16 protein-coding genes, 1 tRNA gene and 1 pseudogene are annotated in these 20,525 nt (G+C 72.4%); 9 read left to right on the top strand and 9 right to left on the bottom strand.

The genetic code is table 11. The annotated features are described in order from the left end of the window. The first annotated feature begins 8 nt into the window (after positions 1-8). The gene (cydB, locus tag MXD57_RS04495) at positions 9-1,013 is read left to right on the top strand and encodes a cytochrome d ubiquinol oxidase subunit II (RefSeq protein ID WP_250399953.1); all 1,005 of its coding nucleotides are present in this window, start codon (positions 9-11) and stop codon (positions 1,011-1,013) included. A gap of 60 nt (positions 1,014-1,073) precedes the next feature. Further along, complete coding sequence (cydD, locus tag MXD57_RS04490) at positions 1,074-4,616, top strand: thiol reductant ABC exporter subunit CydD (RefSeq protein ID WP_250400071.1); 3,543 nt, start codon at positions 1,074-1,076, stop codon at positions 4,614-4,616. 42 nt (positions 4,617-4,658) lie between these two features. Here the strand turns inward: cydD and MXD57_RS04485 are convergent, their stop codons facing one another. Both MXD57_RS04485 and MXD57_RS04480 read right to left on the bottom strand, forming a co-directional pair. Then, the gene (locus MXD57_RS04485) at positions 4,659-5,546 is read right to left on the bottom strand and encodes an HAD family hydrolase (protein ID WP_250399952.1); all 888 of its coding nucleotides are present in this window, start codon (positions 5,544-5,546) and stop codon (positions 4,659-4,661) included. Positions 5,547-5,632: 86 nt separating this feature from the next. Next, complete coding sequence (locus tag MXD57_RS04480) at positions 5,633-6,529, bottom strand: LLM class flavin-dependent oxidoreductase (protein ID WP_250399951.1); 897 nt, start codon at positions 6,527-6,529, stop codon at positions 5,633-5,635. A 426-nt stretch (positions 6,530-6,955) separates the two neighbouring features. Between MXD57_RS04480 and MXD57_RS04475 the strand changes: the two genes are divergently transcribed. Then, positions 6,956-8,842, top strand: coding sequence for a hypothetical protein (locus MXD57_RS04475; RefSeq protein WP_250399950.1), 1,887 nt, complete (start codon positions 6,956-6,958; stop codon positions 8,840-8,842). Between the two features lie 99 nt (positions 8,843-8,941). Here the strand turns inward: MXD57_RS04475 and MXD57_RS04470 are convergent. The 5 genes and pseudogenes from MXD57_RS04470 to MXD57_RS04450 all read right to left on the bottom strand — a co-directional run. After that, a pseudogene (locus tag MXD57_RS04470) lies at positions 8,942-9,196 on the bottom strand (LLM class flavin-dependent oxidoreductase); the annotation flags it as partial. A 77-nt stretch (positions 9,197-9,273) separates the two neighbouring features. Beyond that, positions 9,274-9,822, bottom strand: coding sequence for an RNA 2'-phosphotransferase (locus MXD57_RS04465; RefSeq protein WP_250399949.1), 549 nt, complete (start codon positions 9,820-9,822; stop codon positions 9,274-9,276). A gap of 121 nt (positions 9,823-9,943) precedes the next feature. Then, positions 9,944-10,945, bottom strand: coding sequence for a MerR family transcriptional regulator (locus MXD57_RS04460; RefSeq protein ID WP_250399948.1), 1,002 nt, complete (start codon positions 10,943-10,945; stop codon positions 9,944-9,946). Further along, a complete protein-coding gene (locus MXD57_RS04455; RefSeq protein WP_250399947.1) occupies positions 10,942-12,696 on the bottom strand; it encodes an SDR family oxidoreductase in 1,755 nt (584 codons plus the stop codon). The genes MXD57_RS04460 and MXD57_RS04455 overlap by 4 nt, the downstream gene beginning before the upstream one ends. Beyond that, entirely contained in the window at positions 12,693-13,535 is an 843-nt protein-coding gene (locus MXD57_RS04450) for a M24 family metallopeptidase (protein ID WP_250399946.1), read from the bottom strand. Before MXD57_RS04450 ends, MXD57_RS04455 begins: the two co-directional genes overlap by 4 nt. A 239-nt stretch (positions 13,536-13,774) precedes the next feature. Between MXD57_RS04450 and MXD57_RS04445 the strand changes: the two genes are divergently transcribed. The 6 genes from MXD57_RS04445 (at position 13,775) to MXD57_RS04420 (ending at position 17,985) form a co-directional block, all read left to right on the top strand. Continuing rightward, the gene (locus MXD57_RS04445) at positions 13,775-14,740 is read left to right on the top strand and encodes an ABC transporter ATP-binding protein (RefSeq protein ID WP_250400070.1); all 966 of its coding nucleotides are present in this window, start codon (positions 13,775-13,777) and stop codon (positions 14,738-14,740) included. Next, positions 14,730-15,647, top strand: a complete 918-nt coding sequence (locus MXD57_RS04440; RefSeq protein ID WP_250399945.1) for an ABC transporter permease — start codon at positions 14,730-14,732, stop codon at positions 15,645-15,647. Before MXD57_RS04445 ends, MXD57_RS04440 begins: the two co-directional genes overlap by 11 nt. Further along, positions 15,644-16,555, top strand: a complete 912-nt coding sequence (locus MXD57_RS04435; protein ID WP_250399944.1) for an ABC transporter ATP-binding protein — start codon at positions 15,644-15,646, stop codon at positions 16,553-16,555. The genes MXD57_RS04440 and MXD57_RS04435 overlap by 4 nt, the downstream gene beginning before the upstream one ends. 10 nt (positions 16,556-16,565) lie before the next feature. After that, on the top strand, positions 16,566-17,285 hold the full coding sequence (locus tag MXD57_RS04430; RefSeq protein ID WP_250399943.1) for an ABC transporter permease: 720 nt from the start codon (positions 16,566-16,568) through the stop codon (positions 17,283-17,285). Between the two features lie 89 nt (positions 17,286-17,374). Continuing rightward, the gene (locus tag MXD57_RS04425; protein WP_250399942.1) at positions 17,375-17,620 is read left to right on the top strand and encodes an SGM_3592 family protein; all 246 of its coding nucleotides are present in this window, start codon (positions 17,375-17,377) and stop codon (positions 17,618-17,620) included. A 260-nt stretch (positions 17,621-17,880) separates the two neighbouring features. Next, positions 17,881-17,985 (top strand) — tRNA-OTHER (locus tag MXD57_RS04420). A 77-nt stretch (positions 17,986-18,062) separates the two neighbouring features. Here MXD57_RS04420 and MXD57_RS04415 read toward each other — a convergent pair. Then, positions 18,063-18,866, bottom strand: a complete 804-nt coding sequence (locus MXD57_RS04415) for an HAD family hydrolase (RefSeq protein ID WP_250399941.1) — start codon at positions 18,864-18,866, stop codon at positions 18,063-18,065. Then, entirely contained in the window at positions 18,863-20,140 is a 1,278-nt protein-coding gene (gene serS, locus MXD57_RS04410) for a serine--tRNA ligase (protein WP_250399940.1), read from the bottom strand. The genes MXD57_RS04415 and serS overlap by 4 nt, the downstream gene beginning before the upstream one ends. Between the last annotated feature and the right edge of the window lie 385 nt (positions 20,141-20,525).

The raw sequence follows: 20,525 nt of genomic DNA, 5'->3' as shown, positions 1-20,525 counted from the left end.
GGACAGTCATGGAACTTCACGACGTCTGGTTCGTCCTGATCGCCGTCCTGTGGACCGGCTACTTCTTCCTGGAGGGCTTCGACTTCGGGGTGGGCATCCTCACCAAGCTGCTGGCCCGCGACCGCCCCGAACGCCGGGTGCTCATCAACACCATCGGGCCCGTCTGGGACGGCAACGAGGTGTGGCTGCTCACGGCGGGCGGCGCGACCTTCGCCGCCTTCCCGGAGTGGTACGCCACCCTCTTCTCGGGTTTCTACCTGCCGCTGCTCGTCATCCTGGTCTGCCTGATCGTCCGGGGTGTCGCCTTCGAGTACCGGGCCAAGCGACCCGAGGAGAACTGGCAGCGCAACTGGGAGACGGCCATCTTCTGGACCTCTCTCGTCCCGGCGTTCCTGTGGGGCGTGGCCTTCGGGAACATCGTGCGAGGCGTGAAGATCGACCGGAACTTCGAGTACGTCGGCGGCCTTCTGGACCTGCTCAACCCCTACGCCCTGCTCGGCGGCCTGGTCACGCTGACGCTGTTCACCTTCCACGGGGCGGTGTTCACCGCGCTGAAGACCGTGGGCGACATCCGGGTGCGGGCGCGGAAGCTGGCGCTGAAGGTCGGGCTCGTCGCCGCCGTCGTGGCCCTCGCCTTCCTGCTGTGGACGCAGGCCCACAGCGGTGACGGCAAGAGCCTGGTGGCGCTGGTCGTGGCGGTCGCCGCGCTGGTCGCCGCGCTGGTGGCCAACCAGGCGGGGCGTGAGGGATGGTCGTTCGCGTGGTCCGGCCTGACGATCGTGGCGGCCGTGGCGATGCTCTTCCTGTCGCTCTTCCCGAACGTCATGCCGTCCACGCTCGAGGGCGACTGGAGCCTCACGGTCACCAACGCCTCGTCCAGCCCGTACACCTTGAAGATCATGACGTGGTGCGCGGCCGTCGCCACTCCGCTCGTGCTGCTCTACCAGGGGTGGACCTACTGGGTGTTCCGCAAGCGGATCGGCACGCAGCACATCGCCGACGCCGCGCACTGAGACCCGTCGAGGGTGTGCTTCACATGAAGCACACCCTCCGGACGGAAGGGCATGTTTCACGTGAAACCGATCGATCCGCGCCTGCTGCGCTACGCCCGCGCCACCCGGCTCTTCCTGGTGGCGGTCGTCGCCCTCGGAGCCGTCGGGGCCGGGCTGGTCGTCGCGCAGGCGATGCTCATCGCCGAGCTGGTCACCGGGGCGTTCCAGCGCGGCCAGACGGTCGCCGAACTCCGTACTCCCCTGCTGCTGTTGGCCGCGGTGGCCGTGGGCAGGTCGATCGTCGCCTGGCTGACCGAGCTCGCGGCGCACCGGACCGGCGCGGCCGTGAAGTCGGAGCTGCGTGGACGTGTTCTGGACCGCGCGGTCCGGTTGGGTCCCGGCCTGCTCGGCGGGCAGCGGACCGGCTCGCTGGTCACCCTGGCCACGCGCGGAGTCGATGCCCTCGACGACTACTTCTCCCGCTACCTTCCGCAACTGGGTCTCGCGGTGGTCGTCCCGGTGGCCGTGCTGGCGCGCATCGTCACCGAGGACTGGGTGTCGGCGGCGATCATCGTCGGCACGCTGCCGCTCATCCCCCTCTTCATGATGCTGATCGGCTGGGCCACCCAGTCCCGGATGGACCGGCAGTGGCGGCTGCTGTCCCGGCTGTCCGGCCACTTCCTGGACGTGGTCGCGGGGCTGCCCACGCTGAAGGTGTTCGGCCGGGCCAAGGCCCAGGCCGAGTCCATCCGGCGGATCACCGGTGAGTACCGCCAGGCCACCATGCGGACCCTGCGGATCGCCTTCCTCTCCTCGTTCGCCCTGGAGTTGCTGGCCACGCTCTCGGTCGCGCTGGTCGCCGTGACGATCGGCATGCGCCTCGTCCACGGCGACATGGATCTGTACACCGGGCTGGTCATCCTGGTACTGGCCCCCGAGGCGTATCTGCCGCTGCGCCAGGTGGGGGCGCAGTACCACGCGGCGGCGGAGGGGCTGGCCGCGGCGGAGGAGATCTTCGCCGTGCTGGAGACACCGGTGCCGGCATCCGGCACCGCCCCGGTGCGGCCGGGCGCCATCGCCTTCGACGCGGTGACGGTCCGGTACCCCCAGCGCTCGGCGGACGCCCTGACGGATGTGTCCTTCACCGTAGAGCCCGGTGAGACCGTGGCCCTGGTCGGGCCGAGTGGCGCGGGCAAGTCGAGCCTGCTGAACGTGCTGCTGGGCTTCGTCCGGCCCACCGGGGGCCGGGTGCGCGTCGGTGGGACCGACCTCGCCGACACCGACCTCGAGGAGTGGCACGCGCGGATCGCGTGGGTGCCGCAGCGGCCGCATCTGTACGCCGGGACCATCGCGGAGAACGTGCGGCTGGCCCGCCCCGACGCGGACGAGGCCGATGTGCGCCGGGCGCTGCGGGACGCGGGCGCGCTGGAGTTCGTGGACGCGCTGCCCGAGGGCATCGGGACGCGGCTCGGCGAGGACGGGGCGGGACTGTCCGCCGGTCAGCGCCAGCGGCTCGCCCTGGCCCGTGCCTTCCTCGCCGACCGGCCCGTTCTGCTGCTGGACGAGCCGACAGCGGCGCTGGACGGGGCGACCGAGGCCGATGTCGTCGCGGCGGTGCGCCGTCTGGCGGTCGGCCGCACCGTGCTGCTGGTGGTGCACCGGCCGGCGCTGCTGGAGGTGGCGGACCGCGTGGTCCGGCTGGACCCCGCCGCGGCGACCGCCGACGCGACGCCCGCCGTCGGCGCCACCCCGGCCGAGACACCCGCCACCACCGGTACGGCCACCGGCACCGCCGGCCCCGCGAGGTGGTCGGGCGGGGCGGGCGGCCCTGCCGACGCCGTATCGGCGCCGGAGACCGGGGTCCCGGCCGCTCGCGGCCGGGCAGCCGCCCGGGTACGGGCCCTGGCGGGTCCCCGGCGCGGCCGGCTGCTGCTGGCGCTGCTGCTCGGCAGCCTGGCACTGGGCAGCGCGGTCGGGCTGATGGCCACCTCCGGCTGGCTCATCTCACGGGCCGCGCAGCATCCGCCGGTGCTGTACCTGATGGTGGCCGTGACCGCGACCCGGGCGTTCGGGATCGGGCGGGCCGTCTTCCGCTACGCCGAGCGGCTCGTTTCGCACGACGCCGTGCTGCGGATGCTGGCCGACACCCGGGTCGCGGTGTACCGGCGCCTGGAGCGGCTGGCGCCCGCCGGGCTGCGGACGGCCCGCCGCGGCGATCTGCTCACCCGGCTGGTCGCCGACGTCGACACGTTCCAGGACTACTGGCTGCGCTGGCTGCTGCCGGCCGGGGTGGCGACCGCCGTCTCCATCGGCTCCGTCGCCTTCACGGCCTGGCTGCTGCCCGAGGCCGGGGCCGCCCTCGCCGTCGGCCTCCTCGTGGCCGGCGCCGGTGTGCCCATGGTCACCGCGGCCGCGGCCCGGCGCGCCGAACGGCGACTCGCGCCCGCTCGCGGGGTACTCGCGACCCGGGTGACCGACCTGCTGACCGGCACCGCCGAGCTGACCGTCGCGGGCGCCCTGCCGGCCCGTACCGCGGCGGCCCGGCGGGCCGACGGCACACTCACCCGGATCGCCGCGCGCGGCGCCACCGCCACCGCCCTCGGTGACGGGCTCACCGCACTGGTCTGCGGCCTGACCGTCACCGCGACCGCGTTGCTGGGCGCCCAGGCGGTGGCCGCGGGCCGGCTCGGCGGCGTGGCCATGGCCGTGGTGGTGCTCACCCCGCTGGCCGCCTTCGAGGCCGTACTGGGGCTCCCGCTCGCCGTGCGTCACCGCCAGCGGGTGCGCCGGAGCGCGGAGCGGGTGTTCGAGGTGCTCGACGCCCCGGAGCCCGTCGCCGAGCCGGAGCGGCCGCGGCCGGCGCCCGCCTCTCCCTTCCCTCTCGTGGTCCGCGACCTGACCACCCGCCACCCCGGTCAGCGTCGCGACGCCCTGGCCGGGCTGGACCTCACCCTGGAGCGCGGGCGGCGGGTCGCCGTGGTCGGTGCGTCCGGCTCCGGCAAGACGACCCTCGCCCAGGTGCTGCTGCGGTTCCTCGACGCCGGGGCGGGCTCGTACACGCTGGCCGGTGTGGACGCCTACGCCCTCCACGGTGACGACGTGCGGCGGCTGGTCGGACTGTGCGCCCAGGACGCCCACCTCTTCGACAGCACGGTGCGCGAGAACCTGCTGCTCGCCCGTAAGGACGCCGACGAGGCCGGCCTGCGGGACGCGCTGTCCCGGGTTCGACTGCTGGACTGGGTGGACGGCCTGCCCGACGGGCTGGACACGCTCGTCGGTGAGCACGGCGCACGGCTGTCCGGCGGGCAGCGGCAGCGCCTCGCCCTGGCCCGCGCGCTGCTGGCCGACTTCCCGGTGCTCGTCCTGGACGAGCCCGCCGAGCATCTGGACCTGCCCACGGCCGACGCGCTCACCGCGGACCTGCTGGCCGCCACCGAGGGCCGTACCACGCTGCTGATCACCCACCGGCTGGCGGGACTCGACACGGTGGACGAGGTGGTCGTGCTCGACGAGGGGCGGGTGGTGCAGCGGGGACCGTACGCGGAACTGGCCGCCGCGGCCGGGCCGCTGCGGGCGATGGCACGGCGGGAGGCGGTCGCGGAGTCGCTGGTCGCGGCGCGCTGAGGGGCGCGCCGTACCAGTACGGCGGACCGAGCGGGAGAGGCGTCAGTCCTGTGCGGCGAGCATCCGCTCGATGACGATCGCCACGCCGTCCTCGTTGTTGGCGACCGTACGGCCCGAGGCGGCGGCTATGACGTCCGGGTGGGCGTTGCCCATGGCGTACGACCGGGCCGCCCAGGTCAGCATCTCGACGTCATTGGGCATGTCACCGAAGGCGACGACCTCCTCGTGCGAGATGCCGCGCTCGGCGCAGCACAGCGCGAGGGTGCTGGCCTTGGAGACCCCGGGGCCGCTGAGTTCCAGCAGGGCGCTGGGGCTGGAGCGGGTGACGTTCGCGCGCTCGCCGACCGCCGGCCGGGCCAGGGTGAGGAAGGAGTCCGGGTCGAGCTCGGGGTGGTAGGCGAGGATCTTGAGCACCGGCTGGTCGGCGTCCGGGCCGTCGGCCGCGAGGAGGGCCTCCGCGGGCAGCAGGTTGTCCGGCGTCTCCATGTGCAGCTTGGGATAGGCGGGCTCCTGGTGGAAGCCGTAGGTCTGCTCGACCGCGAACACCGTGCCGGGGACCGCGTCGCGCAGCAGCCGCACGGCGTCCAGCGCGTTCCCGCGGGCCAGCTCCCGCACCTTCACGAACCGGTGGGTGCCGGGGCCGCCGTGCAGGTCGACCACGGCGGCGCCGTTGCCGCAGATCGCCAGGCCGTGGCCGTGCACATGCTCGCTGACCACGTCCATCCAGCGGGCCGGCCGGCCGGTGACGAAGAAGACCTCGATGCCGGCCTCCTCCGCGGCGGCCAGCGCGGCGACCGTCCTCGGGGAGACCGACTTGTCGTCGCGCAGAAGAGTGCCGTCGAGGTCGGTGGCGATCAGCCGCGGCCGGAAGGCGGCGGCCGGGGTCCCGGGCTGTCTGGTCGCTGAGGTCACGCGGCCATTCTGGCGCATATGCCCGCACGCACGTGCGGGAGTCCGCACAGATGAGTCCACCGACACACCGCGGCCGGCCGACGGACGACGTCCGCACCGCCGGCTCAGGCGAGTTGGGCGAGCCCTTCCATGGCGATCCGCTCGAAGACCTTGTCGTCCGCGGCGAAGTCGGAGTCCGGGATCGGCCAGTGGAGCACGATCTCGGTGAAGCCCAGCTCCCGGTGCCGGCCCGCGAAGTCCACGAAGGCGTCCAGCGACTCCAGCGGCCTGCCGCGGTCCGGGGTGAAGCCGGTGAGCAGTACCTTGTCCAGCTCGGACACGTCCCGGCCGGCCTCCGCGCAGGCGTCGGCCAGCTTCGCCACCTGCCCGCGCAGTGCGGCGACGGACTCCTCCGGCGTGCCGTTCTCGTACAGCTTCGGGTCCCCGGTGGTCACCCACGCCTGCCCGTACCGCGCGGCGAGCCGCAGCCCGCGCGGGCCGGTGGCGGCCACGGCGAAGGGCAGCCGGGGCCGTTGCACGCAGCCGGGGATGTTGCGCGCCTCCACCGTCGAGTAGAACCGGCCCTCGTACGTCACGGAGTCCTCGGTGAGCAGCCGGTCGAGCAGTGGCACGAACTCGGCGAACCGGTCTGCGCGCTCCCGCGGCGTCCACGGCTCCTGGCCGAGGGCGGTGGCGTCGAATCCGGTGCCGCCCGCGCCGATCCCCAGGGTCACACGGCCGCCGGAGACGTCGTCCAGGGAGATCAGTTCCTTCGCGAGGGTCACCGGGTGCCGGAAGTTCGGCGAGGTGACCAGGGTGCCGAGGCGGATCCGGTCGGTGACGCCCGCGGCGGCGGTCAGGGTCGGCACGGCACCGAACCACGGGCCGTCGCGGAAGCTGCGCCAGGACAGGTGATCGTAGGTGTACGCGGTGTGGAAGCCGAGCTCCTCGGCGCGCCGCCACTTCGCGCGGCCGCCCTCGTGCCAGCGGTCGACGGGAAGGATCGCAGTACTCAGTCGCATGTCGGTGACCCTACGCCCAGGCGTTCGGGGCGCGGGGCCCGATCCCGCCGAGCCGGCGGCACCGGACCGCGAGCAGGGCCGGCGAAGCACGCATCGCCGACGGCGTGGCGCCCGTCCGCACGATGCTGACGCCGTCTGGCCCCGTCCCGTCACCTGAACAGGTCGTCACGCCTTCGCGCCGCGACGCCTGCCCCGGATGCCCGTCAGTCGCCTGGGACCGTGAGTCGTCGCCCGGTCGCTGCGACCTGACCGCAGAGGACACCGGCGGCTTCATGTCCCTGCCCGTGAAAGGCAACTCCCGTGCGTCGTCGCAGAGCCGCCCTGCTCACCGCTGTTCTGGCCAGCCTCTCGGTCTCGGCCTCCGTCTCACCGGGAGCCGCCGGCGGCCCACCGACCGGGCCCGGGACGCTGAAGCAACGGGGGGTCGTGCGAAGCGCCGAGCGGCCCATCGCCGGCGCCCAGGTGACGCTGCTTCAGGCCGGGGACCGCCCCGGGGCCGGCGCCCGCCCGCTGGCCCGCACCCGCAGCGACGCCCATGGCCGCTTCACCCTGTCCTACCGCGCCCCGGACAGTCCGGCCGCCGTGCTGTACCTGACCGCGGACTCGGGGCCAGCGGGCCGCCCGCCCAGCCGGACCGGGCATCGTGTGCGGCCGGTCCGGCTGGTCGCGATGATCGGCACCGGGCGGCGTCACGGCAAGGTCGTGCTCAACGAGCGCACCACGGTCGCGGCGGGCTTCGCGATGGCGCAGTTCACACAGGGGGGTGAGGTGGCGGGCCGCCGTCCCGGGCTTCAGAACGCCGCGGCCGTCTCGCACAACCTCGCGGACATCGGCGACGGGTCGGCGGCCGAGGTACTCACCACCGCCCCGAACGGCGACCAGACATCCACCCTGCGCGCTTTCAACACGCTGGCCGACATCCTGTCCGGCTGCACCGCGGGCCGGACCTGTGAGAGCCTCCTCGCCCTGGCCCGACGTCCCGGGGCACCCGCGCCACGGGAGACCTTCCAGGCCGTCGCGGACATCGCCCGGCTCCCCGGCAACCACGTCGCCGGGCTGTTCGCTCTGGGAAAGGGCCGCGACACGTACCGGCCCCGGCTGGCCAAGGCGCCCGACGCCTGGACCATCGCCCTGCGCTACGTGGGCAACGGTCATGAGCTGGACGGTCCGGGGAGCGTCGCGTTCGATGCGGAGGGCACGGCCTGGATCGGCAACAACTACACGTTCGACGCCGATCCCCGGAGGTCCGTGTGCGGCTCCCGCATCCTGTCCCGGCTCACTCCGACGGGCCAGGACGTCCCCGGTGCCCCGTACCGGGGGGGCGGGCTGTACGGGGTGGGTTTCGGCACCACCATCGACCCCAAGGGGCGGGTGTGGGCCGCCAACTTCGGCTTCCAGGGCACCGGCTGTCCGCTCGACGCCAGTCTTCTCTACCGCAGCGTCTCGCAGTTCACGCCTGGGGGACGGCCCCTTTCGCCGCGCCAGGGCTGGCGCTTCGGCGACATCGTCCAGCCTCAGGGGATCATCTCGGACCGGGAGGGGAACATCTGGGTCGCCAACTGCGGCGGCAGAAGCGTGACCAGGATCCCGCGCGGGGACGCGGTCCGTGCCCGGAACATCGCACCGGGCGGTGACAGCCTCATCAAACCGTTCGGTGTCACGGTGGACACCCGGGGGCGTGCCTGGGTGACCGGGAACGGGAGCGACAGCGTGACGATGCTGTCCTCGCGGGGCGAGCCGCTGCGCTCGATCACCGGCGGCGGCATCAAGCGGCCCATGGGCATCGCCTCCGACACGCTGGGCAATGTGTGGGTGGCCAACGGCGGAGCGGTGGTCGCACCGTGCGAGGGCACCACCCCCGCCATGGTCGCCGAGGCCGTCGAGGACATCGTCACGCGCCAGGTCGACGCCTCGGTCACCCTGGTGCGTCCCGACGGGACCAAGCCCGCCAAGCCGTTCGTCAACGACGGCCTGTTCCTGCCCTGGGGGATCGCCGTCGACGGCGACGACACGGTCTGGGTGGCGAACTTCGGCGGCCATCGCCTGGCCAACCTGTGCGGAGCCCGCGTGTCCGCCTGCCCGCCCGGTCTCCGCACCGGTGATCCGATCTCTCCGGCCGACACCGGTTACACCAGCGACGGGCTGAAGCGGAACACCGCCGTCCAGATCGATCCCTCCGGGAACGTCTGGCTGGCCAACAACTGGCGCACCATCCCGTTGCAGACCAATCCCGGCGACCACCAGATGGTGGTCTTCGTCGGGCTCGCCGCCCCGGTCCGCACCCCGCTGCTCGGACCGCCGCGGCATCTCTGACCGCCAGGATTCGGCCCCTCTGATCGCCCAGCACCGGAAGGTGCTGGGCGATCTCCATTTTCCTGCGGGTCAGCGCGTGATGCACGAACAAGGCTTGACCGAGGTGACCAGGGTGCCGAGGCGGATCCGGTCGCTGACGCCCGCGGCGGCGGTCGGGGTCGGCACGGCACCGAACCACGGGCCGTCGCGGAAGCTGCGCCAGGACAGGTGATCGTAGGTGTACGCGGTGTGGAAACCGAGCTCCCAGGCCCGTACCCAGGCCGCTCGGCCGCCCCCGCTCCAGCGGCGGTACGGCAGGATCACGGTGCTCAGACACAGACTCGTGCGTCCGAGCGTACGGGGGAGGCTCGGCAACGGCCGAAATCGGTCACCCCGGGTGGCCGCACCGCGACAGAGCGCGTGGGCGGCGGGCGTCCGCGCGGGGCCGGAGGTCAGTGCGGCCCCGGGAAGCGCAGGTAGCGGGGCGGTACCGCCCGGGTGAGCCAGACCCCGTTCGCGCTCACGTGGAAGGCGTGGCCGTCCCGGTGCATGGCGCCCGCGTCCACGGCGAGGACGACGGGCCTGCCACGGCGTGAGCCGACCCGGGTCGCGGTCTCGCGGTCGGCGGACAGATGGACATCGTGCCGGTTCATGGGCCGCAGGCCCTCGGCGCGGATCGCGTCCAGGCTCCGGGCGACGGTGCCGTGGTAGAGGTACGGCGGCGGGGGCACGGGCGGCAGGCCGAGGTCCACCTCGACGCTGTGCCCCTGGCTGGCGCGGATCCGGGTGCCCTCGACGGCGAAGCGCTGCTTGTCGTTGGCGGCCACCACATGGTCGAGTTCCTCGCGGGTGAGGCGGAAGCCGTGCCCGGCGCACGCGGCGATCAGCGTGTCGATCTCGACCCAGCCGGCCGGGTCCAGCGTGAGGCCGATGCGCTCGGGCTGGTGGCGGAGGTGTTTCGAGAGGTACTTCGACACCTTCACGATGCGTCTGTCGTCCATCTCTCCAGGGTGCGGGAGAGACGCGGATCACGCAGGTCATTTTTGCCCGGAGGTTTGATCCACAGGCAACTCGCTTTATCCACAGGCTATTTGGATAAGTTGTGGACAACGGGCTTCCGATTCAGGGACTTTGGTCAACTGCCTCATCCGGTGGTCCTGTTGTGATCATGTCGTCCAAAGCCCTTGCCCTGAGCTCCCGTTCGGCGGCCAGGGCTATGAAGGCGGATGCCCGGTCCCGGCCAACCAGGGCCTCGACAGCGCTGATCACCTCCGCCGGCAGCTCGACGGAGCGCCTGCCCTCGGCCGGTGGCGACGGGTCGTCGGCCCCGAGGCCGGATCGCAGATGTCGCACCGCGAACGCGTGCATGGCGCGGGCGAGTTCGGCGTCCACCGTCTGCCGGGCCAGTGGGCGCAGCCTGCGCACCAGGGAGGCCGCTTCGGCCGCGTGGGCGTCCGTGCGGCGGGCCGGATCGTCCAGGTAGCGGGCGAAGACGTGCTCGGTGGTGAACTCCAGGAAACGGGCGGCGATGTGCTCGATGTCGCAGCGCAACTCCCGCAGGTGGCCCGCGATCGCGGGCAGGGGAACCCCAGCGGAGTGCAACTCCGCGGCCACATCGAGCTCTTGGGGGCTGGGGACGAGGAAGGAGTCGGAATCCTCCACCAGCGGTTCGAGGACGCCCAGTTCGATCGCCTCGGTCACGGCGTCGTCGTCGGGGGCCCCGCCGAAGCGGGCGTCGAGCTCCGCGCGGGTGATGCGGGTCGGTCGCTCGTCGGTCCACGGGCCCGCCACCTCCGCGGCCAGGCCCAGGACGCCGCCCAGGCCGCGTCCGGTGTCCCAGGCGTCCAGGAGTTCCCTGATCGAGGCGAGGGTGTAGCCGCGGTCGAGGAGGTGGGCGATCTGGCGCAGGCGGGCGAGGTGGAGGTCGGAGTAGAGGTTGGCCCGGCCCTGGCGCCGGGGGCGGGGGAGCAGGTCCTTGTCCTGGTAGGCGCGGATGGTCCTCACCGTGGTGCCGGAGCGGTGGGCCAGATCCTCGATGCGGTACGTCCCGCGCGGTGGGGGGCCGGTCGTACGGGCGCCCTCGACCCCGTCGCCCGAGCCGGTACCGGGCTCGGAGTGCCTCATGGGTTCGGGTTCAGGCGGGCGAGCCTTCGCAGGGTTCCCGGCATGAAACGGGACAGCAGGTGGGCGCCACGGGCCTCCGGGGTCACCGGCACCACCGCCCTGTTGCGGGTCACCGCGTCCAGAACGGCGTCCGCGACCTTCTCCGGAGGGTAGTTGCGCAGGCCGTAGAGGCGGGCCGAGCGCTGCCGGCGGCGGCTTTCCTCCGCCGCGTCGACGCCGGTGAAGCGGGCCGTGGCGGTGATGTTGGTGTTGACCAGCCCCGGGCAGATCGCCGTGACTCCGATGTCCTGCCCGGCGAGTTCGGCGCGCAGGCACTCGGAGAGCATCAGGACCGCCGCCTTGGACGTGCTGTAGGCCGGCAGCGCCCGGGACGGCTGATAGGCGGCCGCCGAGGCGACGTTGACGATGTGGCCGCCCTGCCCGCGCTCCGCCATCCGCGCGCCGAAGAGCCGGCAACCGTGGATGACCCCCCACAGATTGACGTCCAGGACCTTGCGCCAGTCTTCGGTGGTCGTGGTGAAGAAGGAGCCCGCGAGGCCGATGCCCGCGTTGTTGACGAGCACGTCCAGCACGCCGTACGCGGTGTGCACCCGCTCCGCCAGCTTCTCCATGGCCTGCTCGTCCGAGACGTCCGCCGTCTCCGCCCAGGCCTCGGGGGCACCGATCAGCCGGGACAGTTCGGCGGTACGGGCGGCCGCCTCGGCGTCGCGGTCGACGGCCACCACCCGTGCCCCGGCCTCGGCGAAGGCGAACGCCGTGGCCCGGCCTATGCCGCTGCCCGCGCCGGTGACGAGCACCAACTGCCCGCCGAACCGGTCCGCGTGGCGGCCGGTGGCCTTCGTCTCCGGCCGGCCGTCCTCGACGCTCGTGACGAACTCGTCGATCCATGCGGCCACTTGATCGGGCCGGGTGCGCGGGATCCAGTGCCCGGCGGGCAGGGCGCGGCGGGTCAGCCGCGGTACCCACGTGTCCAGGTCGTCGTAGAGCCGCTCCGACAGGAACGCGTCCCCCAGGGGCGTGATCAGTTGCACGGGCGCGTGCGCGAACGCGTCCGGGCGGGGCCTGCGCAGGCGGGCCCGTACGTTGTCCCGGTACAGCCAGGCGCCGTGCGCGGCGTCCGAGGGCAGGGACGCGGCCGGGTGGGCACCGGCCGGGACCTTCTCGGCCCGTTCCAGGATCCTGGGCCAGCGCTTGCCGAGCGGGCCCCGCCAGGCCAGTTCCGGCAGGGCGGGGGCGTGCAGCAGGTAGACGTACCAGGATCTGGCGCCCTGGCCGAGGAGCTGGCCCACCCGCCGGGGCGTCGGCCGTTTCACGCGCGCGCCGATCCAGTGCCCGAAGTGGTCGAGGGACGGCCCGGACATGGAGGTGAAGGAGGCGATGCGGCCCTTGGTGCGGCCCACCGTGACGAACTCCCAGGACTGCACCGAGCCCCAGTCGTGGCCCACCAGGTGCACCGGCCGGTCCGGGCTCACCGCGTCCACCACGGCCATGAAGTCGTCGGTCAGCTTGGGCAGGGTGAAACCACCGCGCAGCGGCCGCGGCGCGGTGGAGCGGCCGTGGCCGCGCACGTCGTACAGCACCACGTGGAAGCGGTCGGCGAGGCGTACGGCCACCTCCGACCACACCTCCATGCTGTCCGGATAGCCGTGCACCAGCACCACCGTGGGCTGCCTCGGATCGCCCAGCTCGGCCACGCACAGCTCGACCCCGCCGGTGCGCACCCGGCGCTCACGCGCCCCCTTCAGTGTCACTTCGCCTCCGCCCAGCGCCGCACGTGCGGCAGATCGTCGTCCAGCCAGAAGGCGCCCTCCACGGGGTCCCGGGAGTCGGTGACCACCAGGATCTCCTCGAACTTCGCGCCCGTACCCCGGAACCCGAGGTGAGGTTCGACCGCCCACAGACCCGGCCGCGGCGGGTGGTCGGAGAAGCGGTACGGCGACCACAGGGGCGACCAGCCCTCGCGGTGGCCGTGCAGGGCGTCGGCGGCGAGCCCCCTGAGGGACCGCGTGCCGAACCCGAACAGGTGCGGGGAGAAGCGGCGGGCCCTCACCCGGTCCACCTTGTGGGCGATCACCCCGAAGGGATACGCCCGGTGCCGGTTGGCGTAGCCCTGGCGGTCCATGAGTCGGTCCACGTCCTGGTAGATCCCGCGCAGCGGGCGCCGCTCGCGCACCTCCCGCAGGATCAGCTCGCGGTGCGCCTCCAGGTCCGCCATCAGCCGGTCCTGCACCGGGTTGACGCCGAGCGATCCCGAGTAGCCGATGTCCGCCGTGCATCCCCCGAACACCGGGGCCATGTCCAGGATGAACGGCATCCCGGGCTCGAGCCGCCGGTCGGTCGGGAAGAACTGCAGCGGCACGCGGAAGTTCACGAACGCCGTGCGGTCGCCGAACCAGGCGAACGGCAGGTGGAACCAGTCCCGCACGCCGCGCTCACGCAGCCACACGCGCTGCATGCGGGCGGCCTCCCGCTCGGTCACACCCGGCTCCAGGCGTGCCGCGACCGCCTCCGCGCACTCGTAGGCGAGGCGCTGCACCCGCCTGAATCCCCGCAGTTCCGCGGAGAGTTCGCTGCTCACTGCCGTCGTCATGCCGCCCCGTCCGTCGACCGCGGTACGCGTCCGTAACTTGACACTGGTGAATGTGACAGTTGTTAGAGGTGGCGTCAATAGGGTGGATCAAGGCCTGTGGACGACGGGCGGCGGGTGGGTGCCGGGTAGGTCCGGGGCAGGGGATCGTTCAGGGTCCCGTCCTCCTCGAGTCTGACGTGAAGAGCGCTCTGAGGTCTGACGACCGCAGTGGCCGACGTCACTACCTTCGTACTGTGACTGTGATCGCGACCGAAAGCCTGAGCAAGCGGTTCCCACGGGTGACCGCGCTCGACCGGCTGTCCATGGACATCGGACCCGGAGTGACCGGACTCGTCGGAGCCAATGGCGCCGGCAAGTCCACCCTGATCAAGATCCTGCTGGGGCTGTCCCCCGCCACGGAGGGCCGCGCCGCGGTGCTCGGCCTCGACGTGGCGACCGAGGGCGCCGCCATCCGGGAGCGGGTGGGCTACATGCCGGAGCACGACTGCCTGCCGCCCGACGTCTCGGCCACCGAGTTCGTCGTGCACATGGCGCGCATGTCCGGCCTGCCGCCCACCGCCGCGCGCGAGCGCACCGCGGACACCCTGCGCCACGTCGGCCTGTACGAGGAGCGCTACCGTCCCATCGGCGGCTACTCCACCGGCATGAAGCAGCGGGTCAAGCTGGCCCAGGCCCTGGTGCACGACCCGCGGCTGGTCTTCCTGGACGAGCCGACCAACGGCCTGGACCCGGTCGGCCGGGACGAGATGCTCGGCCTGATCCGCCGCATCCACACCGACTTCGGCATCTCGGTCCTGGTCACCTCGCACCTGCTGGGCGAGCTGGAACGCACCTGCGACCACGTCGTCGTCATCGACGGCGGCACACTGCTGCGGTCCAGCTCCACCACCGACTTCACCCAGACCACGACCACCCTCGCGATCGAGGTCACCGACAGCGACGGCCACCCGGACGGCACCCGCGCGGTCCGCGAGGCGCTGCACGCGCGCGGGGTGGAGACCCACGACGAGGGCGGCGGCCTGCCCGGCGCCGGACACATCCTGCTGCTGACCGCCCCCGGCGAGGAGACGTACGACCTGGTGCGCGACGTCGTCGCCGACCTCGGTCTCGGCCTGGTCCGCATGGAGCAGCGCCGGCACCACATCTCCGAGGTGTTCACCAGCAGCGACGACCAGCGGAAGGAGGCCGTCGGCCATGGCGGTTGAGCAGCCCGCGCCGGTGACCGCCGGCGGTGACCAGTCCCGCATCCACGACATCGGCTACCGCGGCTACGACGGCCCCCGGCTCGGCCGCGGCTACGCCCGCCGCTCGCTGTACTCGCAGTCCCTGTGCGGCGCCTACGGCCTCGGCCGCTCGGTGAAGTCCAAAGTGCTGCCGATGCTGCTGTTCGTGGTGATGTGCGTGCCCGCGGCCATCATGGTGGCCGTCGCGGTGGCCACCAAGGCGCACGAACTGCCGCTCGCCCACGCCTACACCCGCTGGGCGATCGTCATGCAGGCGGTGATCAGCCTGTACGTCGCCTCGCAGGCGCCCCAGTCCGTCTCCCGCGACCTGCGCTTCAAGACCGTGCCGCTGTACTTCTCGCGGCCCATCGAGACCGCCGACTACGTGCGGGCGAAGTTCGCCGCGCTCGCCTCGGCCCTGTTCGTCCTCACCGGCGCCCCCCTGCTGGTGATGTACGCGGGCGCGCTGCTGGCCAAGATGGGCTTCGCCCACCAGACCGAGGAGTTCGCCCAGGGACTGGTCTCCGTGGCGCTGCTCTCGCTGCTGTTCGCCGGTATCGGCCTGGTCATCGCCGCCGTCACCCCGCGCCGCGGGTTCGGCATCGCCGCCGTGATCGCCGTGCTGACCATCTCCTACGGAGCCGTCTCCACGCTCCAGGCCATCGCCGACGTGCAGGGCAACACCGGTGCCGTGCCGTGGATCGGCCTGTTCTCGCCGGTCACCCTGGTCGACGGCGTCCAGTCCGCGTTCCTCGGCGGCAGCTCCGGCTTCCCCGGCGGCACCGGCCCGTCCGGCGGCGAGGGCGCGGTGTACGTCCTGGTCGTGCTCGGCCTGATCGCCGCGTGCTACGCCCTCCTGATCCGCCGCTACAAGAAGGTGGGGCTGTGACCACCCTCAGCATCGACCACGTCTCCCGCTGGTTCGGCAACGTCGTCGCCGTCAACGACATCACCATGACCATCGGCCCCGGTGTCACCGGCCTGCTCGGCCCGAACGGCGCCGGGAAGTCCACCCTCATCAACATGATGGGCGGCTTCCTCGCCCCCTCCACCGGCTCGGTCACCCTCGACGGGCGGCCGGTGTGGCGCAACGAGGCCATCTACCAGCACATCGGCATCGTCCCCGAGCGGGAGGCGATGTACGACTTCCTCACCGGCCGCGAGTTCGTCGTCGCCAACGCCGAACTGCACGGACTCGGCCCGAAGGCCGCCCAGCGGGCGCTCGCCACGGTCGAGATGGAGTACGCGCAGGACCGGAAGATCTCCACGTACTCCAAGGGCATGCGCCAGCGGGTGAAGATGGCCTCCGCGCTGGTCCACGACCCCTCCCTGCTGCTGCTCGACGAGCCCTTCAACGGCATGGACCCGCGTCAGCGCATGCAGCTCATGGACCTGCTGCGGCGGATGGGCGACGAGGGCCGCACGGTGCTCTTCTCCTCGCACATCCTCGAGGAGGTCGAGCAGCTCGCCCGGCACATCGAGGTGGTCGTCGCCGGACGGCACGCCGCCAGCGGCGACTTCCGCAGGATCCGGCGCCTGATGACCGACCGGCCGCACCGCTACCTGGTGCGCTCCAGCGACGACCGGGCCCTGGCGGCCGCGCTGATCGCCGACCCGTCGACGTCCGGCATCGAGGTCGACGACACCGAGGGCGCGCTGCGCGTCCAGGCCGTCGACTTCGGCCGCTTCACCGAACTGCTGCCGAGGGTCGCCCGGGACCACGGCATCCGGCTGCTCACGGTCTCGCCGTCCGACGAGTCCCTCGAGTCCGTCTTCTCGTACCTGGTCGCGGCGTAGGAGGCCCCTGATGTACGACCCCACCGTCGCCCGGCTCACCTACCGGGCCCTGCTCGGCCGACGCCGGGCCCTCATCCTCGGCGCGCTGCCGCTGCTGCTGCTCGTGATCTCCGTGGCCGTACGCGCCCTGACCGGCGCCGACGACCAGACGGCCGCCGACGTCCTGGGCGGATTCGCGCTCGCCACCATGGTGCCGATCATCGGCGTCATCGCGGGCACGGGCGCGATCGGCCCCGAGATCGACGACGGTTCCGTCGTCTACCTGCTGTCCAAGCCGCTGAAGCGGCCGACGATCATCCTGACCAAACTGATCGTCGCCATCGCGGTGACGATGGTGTTCTCCGCCGTGCCGACCATGCTCGCGGGCCTGATCCTCAACGGCAACGGCCAGCAGATCGCCGTCGCCTACACGGTGGCCGCGCTGGTCTCCTCCATCGCCTACTCGGCGCTGTTCCTGCTGCTGGGCACGGTGTCCCGGCACGCGGTGGTCCTCGGGCTCGTCTACGCCCTTGTCTGGGAGGCGCTGTTCGGCTCGCTGGTGCCGGGCGCGCGCACGCTGAGCGTCCAGCAGTGGTCGCTCGCCGTCGCCCAGAAGCTCGCCGGCGGTGACCTGGTGACCTCCGACGTCGGGCTGACGACGGCCACGGTGCTGCTCGTCGTGGTCACCGTCCTGGCCACCTGGTACGCCGGCCAGAAGCTGCGGTCGCTGAAGCTGGCGGGCGAGGAGTAGGCCCGTGGGGGCCCCGGTCGTCCTTGACGGGGCCTTCACCCCCGCACGGGCACACTGGACGCAGTGGACGCAGGGCTGGGAGGCCGCGGATGGCTGAGCGGACACCGGAGCACGGCGGAGCCGGGCGGGCCGAGGGCGAGGACTGGGACGAGACCGTCCTGGACGAGGCGTTCGTACGGGCCGCGCAGACCTCCGAACCGTCCGCGCGGGCCCGGATGCTCGCCGCCCGCTGGCGCGCCGAGTCGCCGGAGCCGCAGCCCTGGCGGTCGGACGAGCCGCCCGCGGGCTGGTTCTTCGGCAAGGCGCGCCGGCGCCGGTGGTGGCGCCGGCGGTAGGGCCCCGGTCCCGCCTAATTCGGTGGCGGCCGGATCCCGGGCGGGGCACAGTGGTCGTGCCCCATCCGCCGGGACGGACCCGGCGTCACGGACCGGGAGAGGAGCCGGGCGATGTCCATGCACGACAGTACGCCCAGCTCCCGTCAGGGCGGCCCGAGGCGGGCTCCGGAGTGATCGTCACCGCTCCGTGGAGCTCAGGGGAGCTGCCCGGGGCGGCCGCTTCGAGCACGCGATGTCGCTCTCGCGTGGGCCGCCCACCCGGAGGATTGGCCGAGTGGCAAGGCACTGGCCTGCCCCGTGTTCGATCAGGAGCAGGCCATGGTCGGGTGTGAAAGCCCGCGCACGTTCGATTCGTGCATCCTCCGCGAGACGTCGTCACCGGGACCCGAGGGCGTTCCCCGTGCCCCGAGGGAGCCGCGGGGCACGTCGGCGGTGCGGCGGACTACGGCAGCAACCGCTCCAGGACCGCCGCGACGCCGTCGTCCTCGTTGGAGGTGGTGACCTCGTCCGCCACCGCCCTGAGTTCCTCGTGGGCGTTGCCCATGGCCACGCCGTGGGCGGCCCAGCCGAACATCGGGATGTCGTTGGGCATGTCGCCGAAGGCGATCGTGCCGGCGGCCTTCAGGCCCAGCCGGCGCGCGGCCAGGGAGAGGCCCGTGGCCTTGGACAGGCCGAGCGGCAGCAGCTCCACGATGCCCACACCCGCCATGGCCACGGTCACGAAACCGCCGGCCACGCGCCGGGCGACGTCGACGAGTTCGTCGTCGCCGAGCGTCGGATGCTGGATGTAGACCTTGTTCAGCGGGGCGGACCACAGGTCGGCCGCGTCCGTGAACGGGGTGGCGGGAAGGTTGCCCGTGACCGCGTAGCCCGGGCCCACCAGTACCTCGCCCTCCAGGCCGTCCCGGCTCGCCGCCAGGTACAGCGGGCCCACCTCCGCCTCCAGCTTCGCCAGGGCCACGCCCGCGAGCTGCCGGTCCAGGGTGACCGAGGTCAGCAGGCGGTGCGCTCCGGCGTCGTACACCTGGGCACCCTGGCCGCAGACGGCGAGGCCGTCGTAGCCGAGGTCGGCCAGGACGTGGCGGGTCCAGGGCGCCGCACGGCCGGTGACGACGATGTGGGCCGCGCCCGCCGCGGTGGCCGCGGCGAGCGCCTCACGGGTGCGGTCCGAGATCGACTCGTCGGAGCGCAGAAGCGTTCCGTCGAGGTCGGTCGCGATCAGTCGGTACGGGAATCCGGCGCTCACTTGGCGACCGGCTCCAGGACCTCCCGGCCGCCGAGGTAGGGACGCAGCACCTCGGGGACCCGGACGGAGCCGTCGGCCTGCTGGTGGTTCTCCAGGATCGCCACGATCGTGCGCGGTACGGCGCACAGGGTGCCGTTGAGGGTGGCCAGCGGGCGGACCTGCTTGCCGTCGCGCATACGGATCGACAGGCGGCGGGACTGGAACTCGGTGCAGTCCGAGGTCGAGGTCAGCTCGCGGTACTTGCCCTGGGTCGGGATCCACGCCTCGCAGTCGTACTTACGGGAGGCCGAGGCGCCGAGGTCGGCGGAGGCGACGTCGATGACGCGGAACGGCAGTTCCAGCGAGGTCAGCCACTGCTTCTCCCACTCCAGCAGGCGCTTGTGCTCCTGCTGGGAGTCCTCGGGGTTCACGTACGAGAACATCTCGACCTTGTCGAACTGGTGCACGCGGAAGATGCCCCGCGTGTCCTTGCCGTGCGAGCCGGCCTCGCGGCGGAAGCAGGGCGAGAAGCCGGCGTACCGCAGCGGCAGCCTGTCGGCGTCGATGATCTCGTCCATGTGGTAGGCCGCGAGCGGGACCTCGGAGGTGCCGACGAGGTACAGGTCGTCCTTGTCGAGGTGGTAGACGTCCTGGGCCGCCTGCCCGAGGAAGCCGGTGCCCGCCATGGACTGCGGGCGCACCAGCGCCGGGGTCAGCATCGGGGTGAAGCCGGCCGCGGTGGCCTGGGCGAGGGCCGCGTTGACCAGGGCCAGCTCCAGCAGGGCGCCGACACCGGTGAGGAAGTAGAAGCGGGAGCCGGAGACCTTGGCGCCGCGCTCGACGTCGATCGCGCCGAGCACCTGACCGAGCTCCAGGTGGTCCTTGGGCTCGAAGCCCTCGGCACCGAAGTCGCGGACGGTGCCGTGCGTCTCCAGCGTGACGAAGTCCTCCTCGCCGCCGACGGGCACGTCGGGGTGGACGAGGTTGCCGAGCTGCTGCAGCAGCCGCTGGGTCTCGGAGTCGGCCGCGTCGCGCTCGGCGTCGGCGGCCTTGACGTCGGCCTTGAGCTGCTCGGCGCGCGCCAGCAGCTCGGCCTTCTCCTCCGGGGTGGCCTTGGGGATCAGCTTGCCGAGCGACTTCTGCTCGGCGCGCAGCTCGTCGAAGCGGACGCCGGAGGACCTGCGCCGTTCGTCGGCAGACAGGAGGGAGTCGACGAGCGCGACGTCCTCTCCACGGGCGCGCTGGGAGGCGCGCACACGGTCGGGGTCCTCACGGAGCAGGCGAAGGTCAATCACGCGAGCAAGGCTACCGGTGCGAGCTCGCAGGTCACGACTCACTATTGCGACTCGCGCCTTACGTGCCGTTTCGGGGCAATTGCGCAGAGTGGTGGTGAGTGTCAAGAAAAGGTGGCCCAATCCCTGGAACGAGGCAGTCGGCGCATTCTCGGTTGACCGGATTTCCTTGTGGAGCGCGGCACTTGGAGGGGGCGTTGTCCACAGCGATCCGGGCCGCCGAGCGAGTTATCCACAGGCTGTGCGGAAAGTCTGTGGATTCTGGAATTGATCACTCCGGAAGTTTCGTCGGGGCGAAGGAATTCTCGCCGTGAGCAGGGATGGGACCCGCTTTCGAGTGGAAAGAGGTCGCCCCAAAAGATGAACCAAAGGAAACGGGTGGACGAAG

The sequence above is a fragment of the Streptomyces cellostaticus genome (genome assembly GCF_023630175.1).
Taxonomy (GTDB): domain Bacteria; phylum Actinomycetota; class Actinomycetes; order Streptomycetales; family Streptomycetaceae; genus Streptomyces; species Streptomyces cellostaticus_A.
The sequence above is the reverse complement of the archived record's forward strand: the minus strand, read 5'-3'. Positions and strand labels throughout refer to the sequence as shown.